Below are 14493 nucleotides of genomic sequence, written 5' to 3' on the forward strand. Positions count from 1 at the left end.
CATGCTGATTCCGGTTGCCCTCCTACATACTGAATTATAGTTGTTATTCCCAATTCACCCAGTTACCTGCAAGCCAGTTATTTTGTCCAGCAGCCCCTCTAAAAGAGACCTTTTCGAAAAACAGGCTATAATCCGCATCTGTAAAGTTAGCACCAGCGAAGGCCGGAGAGTCTTGCAACAGGCTCAATATTGGAGCACCCTGTGCCGGATAAATGGAAGAGAACTTTAAATCGGCAATAGTAGCTATCAATACATTTTGATTTTCTTGGTTTGTTGCAAAGGAGGTGAGTTCTGGATCAGGCACTACTTTGTCTAGCGATATCACTTGCGCGTTTTTGTCCCAGGTAAAGGCCCTTTTATTGTCTTCACAATGTACCAGATTGTATTTAAAGGATGAGGCATGTGCTTCCATTAATAAGGGGCGGGTCTTATTACATACCATTAGACCGCCCTGTGGGTACTCTGCTATAATCGAGTTCTGAATCGCAAACCGAGTATTCTTTCGAATATAAACGCCTTGGTTCTGGTTTGTTGGCTCTTTTACGACACCCTGAGTGCCGATAATTGTTGCATTTGAAATAATAGGTCTTGTATAAGGGGTGCTACTACTGGCGTCCGCATCATTTAAACTTTCTATACCATTTGCTCTCAATGCCCAATCTGAGACAGCGGTACGATAAGAAACAATGAATTGAAGTCTTCCGTTATATCCCAGATCAAAATCATAATCGTCATCTCCATTATTATAGGCAATTAGGTTTTTTGCATTTACGGTCCCGCCTAAAAATTGAAAGGCATCATCTCGAGAATGACTTACCATAATATGATCAAGAATGGTTGATGAACCTACAGCAGCCAAACATAGTCCGCTAGCCTTATCAATAGCCCATTCATCTTCCGCCTTTGGATTTAAACCACCACCATATTCGATTCGTAAGTATTGTATGCTCCCCGAATTATCCTCAGCATTATTACCTCCGCAAATAGCTTTTTTATCATTCCCTAAACCGGGGACATTTAATGTCTTAGTATTGATTGGCGCTTTTCCTAAAATGACTATTGCGCCCCAATCGCCTGGTTGCTTATCCTTTGCGGCTGAAGTAAACACTACGGGATGCTGCTCCGTACCATTTACCACTATCTTAGCACCCTGCGTAATAATTAAACTTCCTTTGTTGATCGCCGAATCTGATTTTTCAACCAGTATTGAAACGCCGGGAGCGATCGTCAATACTGCATTGTTCTGAACAACTACTTGTCCTTTTAATAAATAATTTGCATTTTCCTTTAAGGTGATATCAGTAGATATCACCCCTTGGAGGGTATCCGTAGGTATATCATCCAGCTCATTGATGTCTGCATTTTTTTTACAGGAAGCAAGAAACACAATAGATAAAATGAAGAAACAAATAGCACGTATCATGATTAAGAAAATTTAATAGCGATAAACTGAAATGTAAATTACTGGTGGTAAATTTATCCAGCTTTTGCTTTCTACAACTGATTTGAGGGTAATCTGTATAGGATAACGAGAAAATGTGAGAAGAAAAACCTATTGATGTCAATCTCAAATTTACCTATGTTTGTGCTATATAACCAAGCCAAATTATGAACAAATTTTTTTTCTCCGTTGCGATTACGTTACTTTTCGTACTTCGACTTTCTGCACAAGATGCTAAGCCACAAGCCTTCCATAAATTCGATGATAATTCATTTTCAAAAGAACGATTAACAAGAATCGATCAGGTACTTCAACAGTATATCGATAGTAACTGGATAAAGGGGGCGGTAGCTTATATCATGCATAAAGGAAATGTTGTTTATGACAAACCCTTTGGCATGAACAACATCAATCAGCATAAACAAATGAAGAGTGACGTCATCTTCCGGATAGCATCGCAAACCAAAGCAGTTACCAGTGCTGCAGTGATGATTTTATTCGAAGAAGGAAAATTTCTATTAGACGATCCGATTTCTAAATATATTCCATCCTTCTCAAAACCCAAGGTTCTCAAGTCTTTTAATGAAAAGGACAGCTCTTATACTACTGAGCCATCAAAAAGGGAAATAACAATACGCGATTTATTAACCCATACCTCAGGACTTGGCTATGCACAAATAGGCTCGCCTCAAATGAAGGCTATATATGCAAAAGCAGGCATTGAGGCTGGTTTTTTACCTCATAAGATGCTATTAGCAGATGCCATTGACAGACTGGGGAGGCTTCCACTAGAACGCCAGCCCGGAGAACAGTGGAGCTATAGCTTAGGTATTGATGTGCTTGGCAGACTGATTGAGGTTGCTTCCGGTTTAACACTGGATGATTTTTTACAAAAACGTTTGTTTGCGCCATTGGGTATGAATGACACCTATTTTAATTTACCTAAGCAAAAACAGGCTCGATTAGCAAATGTATATACGGAAGACCCAACGACGCATGCTTTAAAAGAGTGGAATAGCGATGTTTTTCCAGGCATTACTATTGATTACCCGATCAATAATAATGGTTATTATGCTGGCGGTGCTGGATTAGTATCAACGGTAAAAGATTATGCAACATTTCTCCAGATGTTTTTAAATGGTGGAAGCTATAATGGACATCAGATTCTTTCGCGTCGAACTGTAGAAATAATGACCATGAACCAGATAGGTGAACTTTCATTGGGAGACAATAAGTTCGGCTTAGGTTTTGAAATTACAACTCCTAAGGGGATGGGAAAATTAGGGCAAACAGCAGGTTCTTTCGCTTGGGGTGGGTTCTTCGGCACCTCTTATTGGGCAGATCCTACAGAAGGAATTGTTGCACTATTATTTATTCAGCAATATCCTTTTTCTCATGGAGAACTGCATGACAAGTTTAAAGCACTTGTTTATCAAGCATTGAAATAGGTGAGTGAAAGTATGATTTAAATATTATTAATGACGAGGCGCAATTCCTCTTTTAATTTTTTTATTAATGGTATATAATAATGCAGGTTAGTGGAGGGGTTTGTTTCTACTTCGAAGGCAATTTTATAGAGAATTGAAAAGCCAAACATTAATGCCGTACCCCTAACTTTATGTGCGCTATGCTTTATTGCACCTAAATCTTCCCGATCAGTAAAACGATCCAATTCGATCGAGGTTTCCTCAAGAGATTCTTTGGCTACTTCTACAATTTCATTTGCATCTTCCACTTTTATTTCTAAAAGCCTTGCCAAACGTTCATTAACATATTGAAAAGTGCTTGTTGACGGTTTTAGGGCAAACCTGTGTTCTTCTAAATCTTCTGCTAACCATTTTTCCAAAATTTGCCTCAAAGTTTCTTGTAAAATAGGTTTACTTAAGTAATCATTCATCCCTAATTCCAGACATTTCTCGCGCTCCCCATTAAGAATCCCCGCAGTTATTGCAATAATGGGCACTTCTCTACCAAAGCTAAGGTTCCTAATATGAGTAGTTAGTTCATATCCATTTAACTTGGGCATCTGAATATCTGTTATAACCAGCTTAGGCTTGAACTCTTTAAAGAGTTTTAATGCTATTTCTCCATTTTCGGCTTCTATTAAGCGAATACCAGGAATAATATTATTAAAATAAGATTTCATAAGCAACATATTCGTCGCGTTATCTTCCGCAATTAATATGGCACCAGCACTGCTTGATGATTTTAGAGGCTTGCGATGAGACAGGTTTTCTTTTTCATTTGGTTTTTCGGAATCAGGACCTGCTTCGGAAAAATATAGCTCCAATATCAAATCAAAATAAAAAATGCTCCCTTCTCCTTGTTTACTTTCAAGGGATAGTTTACTTCCCATCAAGGCTAATAATCTATTTGAAATAGTTAGACCTAATCCTGTCCCCCCATATTTTTTTACCGCTGTAGGATTTTCCTGCGTAAATGCTTCAAAAATTTTCTGTTGGTTTTTTAAAGCAATGCCAATCCCGGTGTCTATAACTGAAAATCTAAATTTTTGAGACTGTTTATCACTTTCCTTTTCTAATGCCTCTATTTTTAATTCAACTGTTCCCTCTTCTGTAAATTTTATTGCATTACTTAATAAATTAAAAAGTATTTGTCGTAGACGCAAAATATCTCCAAATACACATTGTGGCAAGTTAGATGACAAGTCTATCTTTAAATCCAGATTCTTTTTTAAGGCCTGATAGTTTAAAATTTCCACGACCTGATGGCTAAGATCCTGCAAATTAATCTCTTCGATCGAAAGATCTAATTTCCCCGCCTCTATTTTTGATAAGTCTAAAATGTCATTAATAAGTTCCAAGAGGGCATTTGCTGATTGGAATACTGTTGCCATGTACTCATGCTGCGTTTCCCCTAAAGAGGTTTTCAGCAATAAATCAGTAAATCCAATAATTGCATTTAAGGGCGTTCGGATTTCATGACTGATATTAGCTAAAAATTCTGATTTAGCATTATTGGCAATTTCAGCTTGCTCCTTAGCTTTTCTTAACGATATCTCGTACTCCTTTTGTGCCGAGATATCCTGTACTATTGAAAGAACCAATTGACGGCCTAATTCATCCGTAATAGAAACCCCATTTAAGGCAATGGGAATACGCTTATCGCCCTTAGTTAAACTTTCCTTTTCATAATAATCGAAACGACCATTTTTCTCTAAACTATCCCGTCTAATCTGCTCCTGTTTATCGTATTCACTAGGTGTTAGATCTTTAAAGGTAAATGATAACATTTCCTCTTTACTGTATCCTAAGAATGTCAATAAAGCACTGTTTACTTCAACAAATCTACCTGTCTCAAAATCAGTAAGGGCCATCCCGATCGGACTGTTATCAAAAATGCTCTTGAATTTCTTGTTTAAAGTTAATAACTCTCTTTCAGCTAAAACATTTGTTGTTTCATCTCTGCAAAGTACAATGACTTTATCATTTTCAAAAGGAACAATTCTTGCGTTATAATATTTTTCTATATCATGAATGGTTAAACTATAAGTAAATTCCACTAATTTATTTAACCTTATCGCTTCAGCGATTTCTTTGTCTATCTGCTGCCCAAGGGCTGGCGGAAAGACTTCCCGAAAATTCTTCCCTAAAAACAGATTTGGTTGAGAATATAAATCTTGCTCTTGGGCCTTATAATCTAAAAATATCCCTTCTTTTGTGAGCACAAAAAGCATATCAGGAATAGAGGCTATTAACGAGCGTGCATAAGCTTCACTTTTCGTAAGCTCTTCTATTAATTGTTTTTCTTTCGTATTCTCATTATGAGTTCCATACATCCACAAGGGTTTTCCATCTTCCGTCCACGTTAGCACTTTCCCCTGCACAAGTAACCAAACAAGATGTCCTTCCCTATGTATCATCCGCATCTCGCACTGGTAAAAATCTGTAGCACCATTAAAGTACTCAGTCATAGCATCCTCTGCCTTTTTCTTATCGGCCGGATATATATACTGTTGCAGATCGTCTGCAGAACAGGGAAATATTTCACTTGGTTCATACCCAATAAAACGAGCCCACTGCTCATTAAAAATTATTTCTCCCGTTTGTATATTCCATTCCCATGTGCCTAATTTGGCTCCTTGAATAACATAATCAAGACGTTGACGTTCTTTTATTAAACTAATCTCAGCACTCTTTCTAATGTCAACGTCCTGTATAAGACCATAAATTCCTACACATTTATCTTCTTCAAAAATCGGTATTCCAATTATTCTTACCCAAATCAAATCCCTTTTTTTAGTTAGAATCTGAAATTCATTATCTATTTTTTCCTCCTTATTTAATATGGAATTTTTCACCTTCTCCAAGAGAGATATATAAGCCTCTTCCTCTTGAAAAAAAAGAATATATTCTTCTATTGAAAGTTCTTCATTATTAGCCAAACCATGAATGTCCCGCGCTAGTTTATTGCACTTTATTTTTTTTGTCTCAAAATCTATACTCCATGTGCCTATACGCGCGGTCTCGCTCGACCTTTCAAGCATCAATTTCGTACGCTCCAAAGAGAGAAGCACGTTGTTTTTCCAGTTCTCGGCAATAAGAGCCAACGCAAATACGCTAATTATTAATCCTACGTTCGATAATAACATATGTTCGGTTCTTAACGAACCTTCTATCAGATTCGGAAACCTATAGCCAATTTGAGTAAAAACAGAAAAAAGGATTAAAATCAGTAAAACAGTTCCGAACCAAAACTTGGTAAACTTATTATTTCCAATCAATAAAACAGACACGAGAGGTGGTAAAAGTAACCAAGGGGTAATAGGGGAAAGTAGGCCCCCGGTAAAATATATAAGTGGTGTAATAAAACCCAAGCCTATGAGACCAATTAGTAGATGAAGAGATAAACGTAAACTCCACCATTTCTTCATAACAGCCAACCTTAAACTAAATAAAGGGATTAAGAAAAGGGAGAGTAAAAATAGTTGAAGGCCATTGCGGAGTAAACTAAAAACAATAAAGTAGGACACGACAAGCAGCGCACTCAAATCGATAAACCTAAGCAACATTTTTTCTTTTGACAAAAAAATTTCTTTAACATTCAAAAGCCTGATTATCTGCCGAATAAATCCTCTCATAATAGGTTATAGCACTCCCAATTAAAATATTTACCACAAATCATACGCAATATAAAGGAATTGACTTAATTTGATGCATCATTTTTAATCATAAATTTACTCGAAATTTTACTCTTCATGTATATTTTATATCCATTTTTTTATGTATTTTATTCTTTTAAGTAAATGCAGTTCTATTTCTATTTAAAAATGGGTTCACCTCTATCGCTAGAGAGTCGTATCTTGAATGGCACATCTATTTCTTAGAGGCTCGCTCTCATTCTTAAAAAAACACCCACTTAGTGGAATCATAAATATCATGAAATATGTACACGAAAGAATAAAAAGGAACAGATGAAACAACATGTTTATAGCTTAAATTTTATACTCTTATGCTTAAGTTCTCTTTTCTTTTCAGCAAGTTTTAACATGCTAATACCAGAGTTACCCTCCTATTTAAGTACTATTGGAGGAGCTGAATACAAAGGATTAATTATTGCGCTATTCACCCTTACTGCAGGCATCTCTAGACCCTTTAGCGGCAAATTGACCGATACAGTAGGCCGTGTACCCATTATGGCGGTAGGTTCTATTATATGCTTTATCTGCGGTTTTCTTTATCCGGTGTTAAGCACTGTATCGGGTTTTCTATTCTTAAGATTATTACATGGCTTTTCTACTGGTTTTAAACCGACTGCAACTGCCGCTTATATAGCAGACATTATACCACAAGCACGATGGGGAGAAGCCCTAGGTATACACGGGCTTTGCTTCAGCACTGGCATGGCAATCGGGCCGGCTATCGGAAGTACCATAAGCACTTATTTCTCCATTGATATCTTATTTTATTCTTCTTCATTATTAGCATTTCTATCTATCGCCATTTTGCTTAATCTCAAGGAGACATTAGTAAAAAAGCAAAAATTCCAAATCTCTATACTTAAACTTACCAGACATGATATAATCGACCGACAAGTATTACCTGCAGCCATCGTTACGCTGCTCTCTTATTTTGCTTATGGCTCAATTTTAACGCTCATTCCAGACTGGAGCCAACATATAGGAATTGCCAACAAAGGACTCTTCTTTATGGTGTTCACTATTTCCTCTTTATTTATAAGATTTATTGCAGGAAAGACCTCCGATAAGTATGGAAGAATAAACGTGATTAAAGTCGGTTTAATAATCCTAATAATATCACTATTAATAATAGGTTGGGTACAAAGTACATCAGGGCTTCTTTTTGGTTCTGCCATTTATGGAATAGCAACCGGCATACTTTCTCCTGCTACGAACGCATGGACCGTAGATCTTAGTCATCCTGAGCATAGGGGCAAAGCCATGGCAACCATGTATATAGCATTAGAAGCTGGCATTGGCTTAGGTGCGTTATTATCGGGATCGTTCTATCAAGATAATATGCACAGGGTACCCCTGCTCATGTATGGATCTGCAGTAATTGCGCTTATTGCTTTGTTATATTTGGCATTTTTCAAAAAACAAATAGAACCGTTTTAGAATTTATATTTTTGTTTAAAATTCTGTTATGCATGATCCCTTAAAATATCCAATCGGACAATATGAAAGACCTGTGGTCATTACGGAGGTAGACCTTCAACAGTATATTAACATCATTGAAATGTTTCCCTCAAACATAGCAAAAGAGGTTTCACATTTAAATGAAGAACAATTAAATACACCTTATAGAGATGGGGGGTGGACAATAAAACAGGTTGTGCATCATTGTGCAGATAGCCATATGAATAGCATTATTAGATTTAAACTTGCGCTAACGGAAGATAAACCCACCATAAAGCCGTATCAAGAGGATCAATGGGCTGAATTGCCTGATGGTAAAATCTTACCTATAAGTTATTCTCTTTCCTTATTAGAAGGACTTCATGCAAGATGGGTCTTCTTGTTGAAGTCACTTCGTCCAGTAGATTTAAAACGCACTTTTATACATCCTGAGACTAAAAAAGTATATGACCTAGATGAAAATATCGGCCTGTATGCATGGCATTGCCAACACCACCTCGCACATATCACAACTCTAAAAGCAAAAAATAATTGGAAATAGGTTTCATGGAAGTATTTCAACAATCGGTAAAATTGACAAGCAAAAAGAGGGGCTTCCATCTCATTACACGGGAAGTTGTAGAAGCTGTTCGGCAATTAAAAAAAGTAAAGATTGGTATATGTCATATTTTTATACAACATACTTCCGCCTCCCTTAGTATTAATGAAAACGCCGACCCCACAGTGCGTAAAGATTTTGAGATGTTCTTTAATAAAATAGTGCCCGAAAATGATCCGGATTATTTGCATAACTATGAAGGATCAGACGATATGCCTGCCCACTTAAAAGCTGCATTATTAGGAAGTTCTCTCACAATCCCTATTACAAATGGCGTACTAGCCTTGGGTACTTGGCAGGGTATCTATTTATGTGAACATCGAAATGATGGCGGAGCCAGACAATTAATTATCACGATTTGGGGAGAGTAAATTCAGAGATTCTCCATCCATAAACACCTTGCCTTCTCCCTCTAGCCCAATTCCATGATCGGTTTTTTCTTTACCCAAATAATAAATATTGTTATTTAAATGAAGGTCTTTAGGATTTACAGAAATCACGGTGCTGGCATAAACGCTATCCAAATCTGAGGCAAGTGTGTTACCAATAATTTGTAAATTCTGAGAACCACTGTCTTTAATACAGGTAAGCGATGCTGCAATTTTATTCTCTTTTATCAGCACATTATTTGCCTTATTATCAACATATAATGCTAAAGCATCTTGATGACTTGTCTGTATCTGATTCCCGCTTAAAACAGCTTCATTAACTTTCCATAAGGTTACGGCTCCCTTAGGTGAACTGCTAGATATCTTATTATCTTTTAATATAAGACGTCCATCCATATTGACATTAATATTCCCTTTCAAATCATTAGCAAACAAGACAAGACTATCAACCGAAATACCGTTGGGAAATGAAAGATGCCTTATGTAATTGGAATCAAGCGTTAATTTTTTAGCCTTTACACTGGCTAATAACCTAACCTCAGGAAAGGTGTTTTTATATAAACGGATGTGACCTAAGTTACCAACAATTTCAGCCACATTATCAGCATTATTTGATAGTACGTCAATAGCATCGCACTCTCTCACATATACCGCCGGCCTATTGCTCTCTTGAGACCTGTTATTCTTTACTGTTACATTTCGTAACCCCACTAACGTAGCAATACCAGATCCGTCACGTGTTTTTTGACCTTTTACCCAGCCATTATTTTTGCTTAAATTTCCTTGTATAATGGCCTGTAAATCCACCTTACGCTTTTCATCGGGATTATTAATGTCTATCGCATCCGCAGCGTTCGCTTCTAACGTATTACCTGTTATCACATAATTTCTTTCAATACCCATGCTTCCAAAAGCCACCTGTACGCCACTCATCCCATTATGATGAATATAATTGTCTTTAATAGCTATGTCTGTACAACCGTGAAAAAAGAGACCATTCTCTCCATTATGATGAATGTTACTATTTACAATCCTTAAATTATGCGTCGTTTGTGCACGAATACCCGTACCCCGTTGGTAATAGACAGGGTCATTCCGTTCCTTGCCAAAATAAGATACTTCAGCATTCACAATATTTACATCATCACAGGCATATAGGTATATCCCAGCAAAAGAGAGCAGTTTAGTGGAGTCGCCTTTCAATTTAACATCCCGAACTGTTACTTTCTTACAGTTATTAAGATAAATAGCCTCTCTGTTAACTCCTGCATTGAAAGTAAGACTGAGATTATTCACCTTCTCGCCATAAAACATGGGAGATTCTGAGTATTGTTTACTAAAGGAAAAATTTTCAGTGGTATCCGGAGGTAACTGCTTAAAGAGCCCTGTAGAATAAAGGCTCACACCATTTTTTAAGCGAACACTGCTGACATTATAAATACCCTCAGGCACTTTAACCGTATCGCCAGGTTGAGCTTTATTTATAAGATTTTGTATATATTTTGTATCATCCTTATATTTTGTTCTCGCGTTTTTCGCTTTTACAATATTGTGATTAACTTTTTTTTCTTGACCTAAAGTACATTTTAAACCGATCGCTGATAGTAAAAAAAAGGAAACTGCTACTAATTGTTTATTCATCTGTACGTAAGTTTCTGCTTAAAAATATATGTTTCTTGCTATAAAGATAAAAGTATCTACCTAAAAAAACTAAATTAACACATTAATATTATGTTATTTATAAAAATAATTGGAGTATGACATTTAAATAACATAAATTATTTATAGACAGCGATGCGGTGTGTTCGCTGTTTGTAAGGGATTTTTTCTTTGCTACCGCTCACTTGAAAACCAATATCTTTTGAAACTTTAACAGGCATGTGGCAATCAATACAGTTTTTCTCTAACATGCTCACCTTGCCTCTATCAAGTGATACATGTTCTACCTGTGTATGACATTTTATGCATTTTTGTGAATAGACTGCTAGATCAGGTTTTATGTCATCATGCGTACTGTGGCAGGAGCCACAATCCATATTGCTCAGTTTATAGCATTTGCTGGCTTCAAGTAGTTGCTTCTGTTTTCCATGTACATCCGGATCTTCTCCAGTATAAGAAGTATATTCTGGAAGATTCCTCAGTGTATCACCGGGCTTAAAAAAGAATATTGGATTTAACATTTGTAAATTAATTCCGGAATGACATACGCTACACATATCAACTTTTTGCGATCTGGAAAGCTGATTGTAACCGATCATATGCTTGGCCCTTTTTTCTGTAGGGTGTTCCTCATGGTATTGAACGTGAGCAGCAGAAGGACCGTGGCATCGCTGGCAATCAATGCCGGCAATCAAAGAGTTTTTCACATACTCCTCTTCAACTTTTAAACTTCCCGCTGAAACCAATTTAGATTGTACAAAAGAACTGTGACATTCTAAACAACGCGTCACAATGGCACGTCCGAAATAAATTTGGTCGACAGGAAAGCCCGGACTGTTAACCCATTGCTGTTCGTGAACCAAATAATTTAGGGGAAGCTGCATCATCTTATTTCCATACCAATAGGCAAATGTATAGGCAGTAATACCTGCTCCAAAAGCAACCGATAACTTTTCTTGCTTCATATTTTGCCCATTCACATAAGCTACCTGATATAAACCGTCAACTTTCTTTTCAACTCCGACCTTTGTCTTTTCATTAAATACGAAAGTTCCTTCTGGCAAGGCTAAGCTATCAGTGGCATGTGGCGCATTCAGCTCCTTCGAAGTGTTAAAATGGGCATTATGAATATAATTTTGTGCAATTTCTTTATGACATTGAACACACGTACCCTCCCCAGCATATTGCTCGCCACGGACATCCTCTTTCTTCTGTTCAGTGCATTGAATAATACTTATTGCAAAACAACTGGCAAGAAAAAATAATAGTAAAATCCTTTGGCGACTCATCGGCTTATAATACAATTACGGTTTTATTTATTTTTGCTGATTAGATTATTTTTTGGTGGCACTAATGTAGTAATTTTCAATTTTACTTCTCGCAAATTGTTTATCTAGCACGTTCTTTTTAATCTTGCCCTGCTAAAACCATCTATTTAACATTAAAATGCTAATTTGGCTCCACCATATTTGTAGATCATCGGCGCTATGGCAATCATCTAATATTTTACATAACAGACTGTATAAATTATAATATTTTGTATTCCAAGGAACAAGCATCAAAACTAAAACAAGCATTTTGGACAACTTTCGGTCAATACATGGTGTCTGTTCCTTCTGCCGACGGCCTGAAAATTAATTGGGTAAATTATAAAACTAATTTTAAATACATCTTTTTTAAGATGGATGCTGATAAAAGGATGGCCTCCATTGCTATCGAAATAACACACCCTGATGTGGATATACAAGCCTTATTATTTGAACAATTTTATGAATTAAGAAATATCCTTCATCATCACTTAGAAGAAGAATGGCAATGGCACTTACATACAAGGAATGATTATGACAAAATAATCAGTCGGATTTCAACTGAAATTCACGATGTGAGCGTATTTAAACAAGACGATTGGCCAAAATTAATCTCTTTTTTTAAGTCCAGAATGATCGCACTCGATGAATTTTGGAGCACAGCAAAATATAGTTTTGAGGACTTAAAATAAGCCATAAAAATTATTGATTCTTCCAAATCCTTTAACTAAAATAGCTCGAAGCAATTAAAAATAACATAAAGGTTACATTTAACGATTTCATATTTTCCTATCAAAAGCCTTATCTTTCCGCACTGTATAGAATATAGATATTATTCATCCATAGCTTGCGGTAGCTGTATTTATAACAGCCTAATTCCGAACATAAACTAAAACAATTACAGACATACAAACCTTGTTCATGAGAAAATATATAGAATGGATGCTCATGAAAAGGTTGTAAACCTTAAAAAAATGAAATCCAAAGAAGAAGTTTCCAGAAGGTTATTCCTTAAGAAAGCGATGATGCTTTCTGCCGCAACGGCAGCAGCACCTGGCATTATAAGTGCCGCTTCAAATCCCCTTATATCGCCTATCTTAGCCAAACCAAATGAACGCGTTAACTTAGCGTGTTGCGGTATTGGCAACAGAGGTGGAGAAATTTTACGTGAATTCCATAAAACAGGACTCGCTAATTTTGTAGCCTTTTGTGATGTAGACATGGGAGCCCCACATACCTTAGAAACGCTAAAGCAATTTCCAGATGTTCCTCGTTTTAAAGACTTTCGTGAAATGTTCGACAAAATGGGCAATCAAATAGAAGCCGTTACTGCTGGTGTTCCTGATTTTTCGCATTTCCCGATCGTAATGGAGGCTATTGGCCGGGGCATCCATATTTATACAGAAAAGCCCATGGCGCGAACGTTTAATGAGTGCGAATTAATGATGAAGGCAGCCATCAAAAACCCAAAAGTGGTTACACAGATGGGCAATCAAGGGCATTCGGAAGCGAACTACTTTCAATTTAAAGCTTGGGTAGACGCTGGAATTATTAAAGATGTAACAGCAATTACGGCTCATATGAATTCACCTCGACGTTGGCATAGTTGGGATACAAATATCAAATCGCTACCGTCCGCTGAGACTGTTCCTTCTACATTGGATTGGGACACTTGGCTAATGACGCGGCCTTTCCACAATTACAATCACGATTACATCAACGGGCAATGGCGCTGTTGGTATGACTTCGGGATGGGGGCATTGGGAGATTGGGGCGCTCATATCTTAGATACGGCCCACCAATTTCTAGACCTGGGTCTACCGGAAGAGGTAAACGCTGTAAAACTAGAAGGTCATAACGATTTTTTCTTTCCTATGTCATCTACCCTTTCATTTAAATTTCCTAAACGCAAAAAGATGCCTGCGTTAGAAGTTATGTGGTACGATGGTATAAACAATCTCCCCCCAATTCCAAAAGGTTACGGTGTCTCTGGCTTGGATCCGAATATCCCACCGCCAAGCAATGGAGCGCTTGAGTCTACTAAACTCAATCCAGGAAAGATCATTTACAGCAAAGAATTAACGTTTAAAGGTGGATCACACGGTAGTACGCTGTCAATTATTCCAGAAGAAAAAGCAAAAGAAATGGCTTCTAAATTACCTGAGGTTCCGGTAAGTCCGTCCAATCATTACGCGAATTTCTTATTGGCGTGTAAAGGGGAAGAGGAAACGCGCTCACCATTCCATATAGCGGGTCCACTTAGTCAAGTATTCTGTTTAGGTGTTTTAGCACAACGGTTAAATACCAAATTGTTGTTTGATCGGGATAAGAAAATCATTACTAACAACAAAATTGCCAACGAGCTCTTAGTTGGAGAGCCCCCAAGAAAAGGCTGGGAACAATATTATAAAATATAAAGATGAAAAAGAAAATAGCCATCGAACTGAACAATCATGTTAGCTGATGGCTATTTCTTAAGC

General features: G+C 37.1%; 10 protein-coding genes. 6 read left to right on the forward strand and 4 right to left on the reverse strand.

Going from position 1 to position 14493, the window contains the following annotated elements; all coding sequences use genetic code 11:
• Positions 1–43: 43 nt before the first annotated feature.
• The gene (locus BMY50_RS25325) at positions 44–1423 is read right to left on the reverse strand and encodes a hypothetical protein (RefSeq protein WP_093331530.1); all 1380 of its coding nucleotides are present in this window, start codon (positions 1421–1423) and stop codon (positions 44–46) included.
• 185 nt (positions 1424–1608) lie between these two features.
• Between BMY50_RS25325 and BMY50_RS25330 the strand changes: the two genes are divergently transcribed.
• On the forward strand, positions 1609–2889 hold the full coding sequence (locus BMY50_RS25330; RefSeq protein WP_093331534.1) for a serine hydrolase domain-containing protein: 1281 nt from the start codon (positions 1609–1611) through the stop codon (positions 2887–2889).
• Between the two features lie 17 nt (positions 2890–2906).
• On the opposite strand, the gene BMY50_RS25335 is transcribed toward BMY50_RS25330, so the two are convergent.
• Positions 2907–6335 (reverse strand): PAS domain-containing hybrid sensor histidine kinase/response regulator, encoded by a 3429-nt coding sequence (locus BMY50_RS25335; protein WP_162276674.1) that lies wholly within the window; start codon positions 6333–6335, stop codon positions 2907–2909.
• Between the two features lie 540 nt (positions 6336–6875).
• Between BMY50_RS25335 and BMY50_RS25340 the strand changes: the two genes are divergently transcribed.
• From BMY50_RS25340 to BMY50_RS25350, 3 genes are read left to right on the forward strand one after another with little or no spacing between them, the layout of a single operon-like run.
• Positions 6876–8039: an MFS transporter gene (locus tag BMY50_RS25340; protein WP_093331545.1), complete on the forward strand. Its 1164-nt coding sequence runs from the start codon at positions 6876–6878 to the stop codon at positions 8037–8039.
• 28 nt (positions 8040–8067) lie between these two features.
• Positions 8068–8601 carry a YfiT family bacillithiol transferase gene (locus tag BMY50_RS25345; RefSeq protein WP_093331550.1) on the forward strand — a complete coding sequence of 178 codons (534 nt, stop codon included), beginning with the start codon at positions 8068–8070 and terminating at the stop codon, positions 8599–8601.
• Between the two features lie 5 nt (positions 8602–8606).
• Positions 8607–9029: a secondary thiamine-phosphate synthase enzyme YjbQ gene (locus BMY50_RS25350; RefSeq protein WP_093331555.1), complete on the forward strand. Its 423-nt coding sequence runs from the start codon at positions 8607–8609 to the stop codon at positions 9027–9029.
• On the opposite strand, the gene BMY50_RS25355 is transcribed toward BMY50_RS25350, so the two are convergent.
• Entirely contained in the window at positions 9003–10688 is a 1686-nt protein-coding gene (locus BMY50_RS25355; protein WP_093331560.1) for a right-handed parallel beta-helix repeat-containing protein, read from the reverse strand. The two genes, BMY50_RS25350 and BMY50_RS25355, sit on opposite strands and share 27 nt — an antisense overlap.
• 137 nt (positions 10689–10825) lie before the next feature.
• A complete protein-coding gene (locus BMY50_RS25360) occupies positions 10826–11995 on the reverse strand; it encodes a cytochrome c3 family protein (RefSeq protein ID WP_093331564.1) in 1170 nt (389 codons plus the stop codon).
• 248 nt (positions 11996–12243) lie between these two features.
• On the opposite strand from BMY50_RS25360, the gene BMY50_RS25365 reads away from it, so the two are divergent.
• Together BMY50_RS25365 and BMY50_RS25370 are read left to right on the forward strand one after the other, a co-directional pair.
• Positions 12244–12705 (forward strand): DUF4268 domain-containing protein, encoded by a 462-nt coding sequence (locus tag BMY50_RS25365; protein WP_093331569.1) that lies wholly within the window; start codon positions 12244–12246, stop codon positions 12703–12705.
• Positions 12706–12987: 282 nt separating this feature from the next.
• Positions 12988–14430, forward strand: coding sequence for a Gfo/Idh/MocA family oxidoreductase (locus tag BMY50_RS25370; RefSeq protein ID WP_093331785.1), 1443 nt, complete (start codon positions 12988–12990; stop codon positions 14428–14430).
• Positions 14431–14493: the final 63 nt, after the last annotated feature.

This window comes from Olivibacter domesticus (assembly GCF_900109575.1).
GTDB lineage: Bacteria > Bacteroidota > Bacteroidia > Sphingobacteriales > Sphingobacteriaceae > Olivibacter > Olivibacter domesticus.

What these genes read in the sequence shown, in the direction of transcription:
- BMY50_RS25325 (WP_093331530.1), bottom strand. Translation starts at nt 1,423, where the DNA reads ATGATACGTGCTATTTGTTTCTTCATTTTATCTATTGTGTTTCTTGCT.
- BMY50_RS25330 (WP_093331534.1), top strand. Translation starts at nt 1,609, where the DNA reads ATGAACAAATTTTTTTTCTCCGTTGCGATTACGTTACTTTTCGTACTT.
- BMY50_RS25335 (WP_162276674.1), bottom strand. Translation starts at nt 6,335, where the DNA reads ATGAAGAAATGGTGGAGTTTACGTTTATCTCTTCATCTACTAATTGGT.
- BMY50_RS25340 (WP_093331545.1), top strand. Translation starts at nt 6,876, where the DNA reads ATGAAACAACATGTTTATAGCTTAAATTTTATACTCTTATGCTTAAGT.
- BMY50_RS25345 (WP_093331550.1), top strand. Translation starts at nt 8,068, where the DNA reads ATGCATGATCCCTTAAAATATCCAATCGGACAATATGAAAGACCTGTG.
- BMY50_RS25350 (WP_093331555.1), top strand. Translation starts at nt 8,607, where the DNA reads ATGGAAGTATTTCAACAATCGGTAAAATTGACAAGCAAAAAGAGGGGC.
- BMY50_RS25355 (WP_093331560.1), bottom strand. Translation starts at nt 10,688, where the DNA reads ATGAATAAACAATTAGTAGCAGTTTCCTTTTTTTTACTATCAGCGATC.
- BMY50_RS25360 (WP_093331564.1), bottom strand. Translation starts at nt 11,995, where the DNA reads ATGAGTCGCCAAAGGATTTTACTATTATTTTTTCTTGCCAGTTGTTTT.
- BMY50_RS25370 (WP_093331785.1), top strand. Translation starts at nt 12,988, where the DNA reads ATGAAATCCAAAGAAGAAGTTTCCAGAAGGTTATTCCTTAAGAAAGCG.